The organism is Gemmatimonas sp. (assembly GCF_041689975.1).
GTDB lineage: Bacteria > Gemmatimonadota > Gemmatimonadetes > Gemmatimonadales > Gemmatimonadaceae > Gemmatimonas.
The window spans coordinates 1-3428 of record NZ_JBDNFF010000345.1 but is presented as its reverse complement, the minus strand read 5'-3'; the positions used below and the strand labels follow the sequence as shown (position 1 = coordinate 3428).

Sequence of the window (3428 nt, the reverse complement as noted above, 5' to 3'; positions counted from 1 at the left end):
GAAAGGCAATGACGCCGAGTACATCTTGCTCTCTGAATTGGGATTGTCGATTCGCAAAGAGGTGTACGGGGAGCGCAGCCTGCAGGCGGCGCAACAGTTGCCGAATGTGGCGATGGCACGCGAGATCCAGCGCGATACCATTCGGCGATCGCGCTCCTGCGTGAAGCGCTCGCGATCCTGCGGCCGCTGCGGCCGGCGAATGACGCATTCCTACTCAATACCGAGTGGCTGCTCGCGGTCGACCTGTGTACTGGTGATGGAGTCGCCGAGGGAGAGGCCCTCGCGCGATCGGCAGCGGGAGCCGTACCGTTCGACAGCACCCAGTTGCTTCCGCTGCGTTTTCGCGCGGGGGTGGGGTACTGCCAATGGCGCGCCGGCAAGCGCGAATCGGCCTTGCCACTGTTGGAAGAGGCGTATCGTGGGACTCAAGCGTTGCCACCAAGTGTCAGCGGGCGGTTTGCCCCGGTGATCGCCGCGTGGGTCCGCGCGGCGGCGGCGACCCGCGACGACCAATCGCGAGACTGGCACACCAGATCACCATGATCGCGAGCAGCGCACGCGACCGCGACCGCAGTACCATTGCCGCACTGAACGCAGTCATGGTGATCAACACGGCGCCGATGTGCACCCAACCAGTGGGCGTAGGCGCTCGCTCCCACGGAAACCACGGGTCGGTGACCACGACCCCGGATACGGCGAGGCTGCCACCCGCGACGGCTAGCAGCGCGACGAACGGCGAATCCGCATCGCGTTGATACGCGGTCAGCGCAACGAGGCATACACCGAGCGCCGTCGCCTCGACGATCCACTTCCACGGGCCAGCGAGTGCGGTCGGCGCGAACGCGCTGAGGGGTTGGATCAGCGGTCCCGGACCGGGCGCGATGATGTCCAGCGCCATCGTCGCGAATACAGCACTGGCAAGCATAACCACGCGTGAGTAAACGGTGGCGCTCCGATCGGCGGCGGGGTTTCGCGGTACACGCTCATGGGACGTGGTCTTACACCAACGGAGGATAATTGCGCTGACGTGTGTCTACCGCTCTCGGACTACCGCGACGGCGCCAGCCGGACCCGTCGCGAACGTCAGCCACTCGATCGCGCGCGACACGGTGTCATCGGGGTTCGCCACCACCTCGTCCGGTGGAATCACATCCCCATATGCGCGACGTTTGCGATCCGCCATCGTCGCCGCCGTGATTACGAGGCGTGACGTGTCGCTCAACCAGTAAGTGGTATTTCCTGTCGACAGCCCGCACGTCGCCGTGCCGAAAGAGCGTGTGTCGGGGCGTTCGCGAAACGCGATGGCGACCGCCTCTCCGGAACTGGCCACCCATCCATCAGTGAGCACGGCCACGCGCGGATTGGGCCGCTTGAGTCGATACACCGACGATACCTGATGTAGCGGTGTGTCACCCGACGCACTGGCGCCGTCGCGGTACGAGTAGGGTGTGAAGGTGCTATCGGCATCGAGAAAGTGTCCGACCACGCCCTCGCCGAGGATCGGGCCGATCCCCGCGATCATGGGCCACATGTTGCCGCCCGCGTTTCCGCGTAGATCCACGATCCATCCCACGATCCCGTCGCGATCGGTCACGCGGATACTATCCTGGATTCGCTGCGCATAGAGTGTGGCCTCGGCCGGCGGACCGCTGAAATTGCGTACGCGCACGTAGCCCACGTTCGGCGTTCCACCAGAGCGTCCGATCGTTGGTGCGTGACACGATCGGGTCGGCACGGAGACGGCACTGCCGCGCAACGGGATATACACACTGTGACCATCGCCAAGCAGCGCGAGCGCTCGGCGAATCCCCGGGACGGTCTCGCTGATCGTCTGGGCAGGGCCGGCCGCGGCCATCACCTCCGCTCGAAACGCGGTCCAGTCGATCGTGCGTCGCTTCACGGAGTGGCGCTGCAGCAGCGTGACCACTTCCTCGAGATAGGCGACGGCGACCGGACTGATGGTCGTGGGCGCCGGCACGGTGGGCGCGCGCTCGGGATCCCCGCAGGCGACGAGCGCGGCTGCCAGACCGACGCGGACAAAGGGCGCGTACAGAGACGGGAATCGGAGTCGCATAGTCGTCATTTGGACTGAAGGCCTGCTGTACCATACGACGATATCGTCGCGCGCGCCATCCGTGTGGTTCCGCGCTTCTTCCAGTCACTTCGCGAACCTACCACCCCCCCGGGAATCAGCCGATATGGCACTCGCACCACATACGCACGTTACTCCGGTAGTGCGCGACAGAGAAAACGCTCCTCTCCCTGAAGCCTCATCACCATGAGCGCTACCGGGATAACCGCGCCAACGGCCGCCGCGTACGATTCCAGCCACAGTCCAAGCCCGACGAGGATAAGCGGATCGGCAGCGTAGAAGGGATGACGCACGATGGCGTACACGCCGGTGTCCGCGACCGCGTGCGCGCGCTCGTGCTGGACGCGAACCACGGTCGTGGCGAAGGCGTTCGCCCGCAACGCGAGCTGCTTGAGGCTCCAGCCGAGCGCGAACAACACGAGGCCGATCGCGCTCACAGCGGGCGCGGGCGGCGGCAGCACGTGCCACCGGAACACGTCGAGCCCCGCAATTGCGGGCACGCCGAGAAACCCGGTTGCCAGTACAGCGATCAGCAGCACGCGGTCGGTCCACGGCTGGTCTACGTGCATGGGGAGCTTGGCACGATCGCGCAGCAACTCGGGATACACGCGCGCCACCACGACGGCGCCGACGGCGCGCACAACGAGCATCACCGCGAGCAACATCCACGCCCGCCACCATGAAAGTGTCCCGGCTGCACCGAACAGAAGTGGTGCGACGAGCGCTGTGTCAGCTAGCAATCGAACGGCGACGATACGCTACAGCACTCCCGATTCAGTGTTTTCGAAGCGCGAATACATGGAGTCTCGTACGCTGCGTGCCGTTACGCCGCGCGGATTTCAAGCATGCGACACCGCTTGGCTCGTCGTATCTACCACGCGGTCGCCGGCACCACCAACACGATCGCGAGGCTGCCGAAGCCGACTAGGCGAAGCATACCCTGAACGGCCATCGTGAACATGAGAAAGTCGACGTTCCCCGTTTCCCAGAATATCCACTCGCCAGCCAATCGCGTGGCGAGAAGAGACGTTTCGGTCTCGAGTCGCAACCCCTTTCTGGGTGCCTACGTGTACTGGAGCGCGCCATCCCCAACGGTTGGAGCACGACGCGTTGCATGAACGCCTCGAACGATTTACCGCTCACGTCTTCGATCAGCAGTTGCAAAATGGCATAGCCACCGCCCGAGAATCTCCACTCGGATCCCGGTTCGAATCCCACACTGACGTTGCTGGAATCGACGAGTGTCACTACGGCTTTCATGAAGCCGGCCGTGTCGCCGCGCGGGCCGACGCGAAACACGATCTTCATGCGGTGCTCTCGCGAAGCTGAACGATGT

4 protein-coding genes and 1 pseudogene are annotated in these 3428 nt (G+C 64.5%); all 5 read right to left on the bottom strand.

The features are described from left to right. Nucleotides 1–445: 445 nt before the first annotated feature. A complete protein-coding gene (locus tag ACESNG_RS20540; RefSeq protein ID WP_373061468.1) occupies nt 446–925 on the bottom strand; it encodes a DUF998 domain-containing protein in 480 nt (159 codons plus the stop codon). 108 nt (nt 926–1033) lie between these two features. Beyond that, nucleotides 1034–2083 carry a S41 family peptidase gene (locus ACESNG_RS20535; RefSeq protein ID WP_373070607.1) on the bottom strand — a complete coding sequence of 350 codons (1050 nt, stop codon included), beginning with the start codon at nt 2081–2083 and terminating at the stop codon, nt 1034–1036. 140 nt (nt 2084–2223) lie between these two features. Then, nucleotides 2224–2832: an isoprenylcysteine carboxylmethyltransferase family protein gene (locus tag ACESNG_RS20530; RefSeq protein WP_373070605.1), complete on the bottom strand. Its 609-nt coding sequence runs from the start codon at nt 2830–2832 to the stop codon at nt 2224–2226. A 131-nt stretch (nt 2833–2963) separates the two neighbouring features. Further along, the gene (locus tag ACESNG_RS20525) at nt 2964–3140 is read right to left on the bottom strand and encodes a hypothetical protein (protein WP_373061470.1); all 177 of its coding nucleotides are present in this window, start codon (nt 3138–3140) and stop codon (nt 2964–2966) included. Between the two features lie 20 nt (nt 3141–3160). Beyond that, nucleotides 3161–3352: pseudogene (locus ACESNG_RS20520) on the bottom strand (serine hydrolase); the annotation flags it as partial. Nucleotides 3353–3428: the final 76 nt, after the last annotated feature.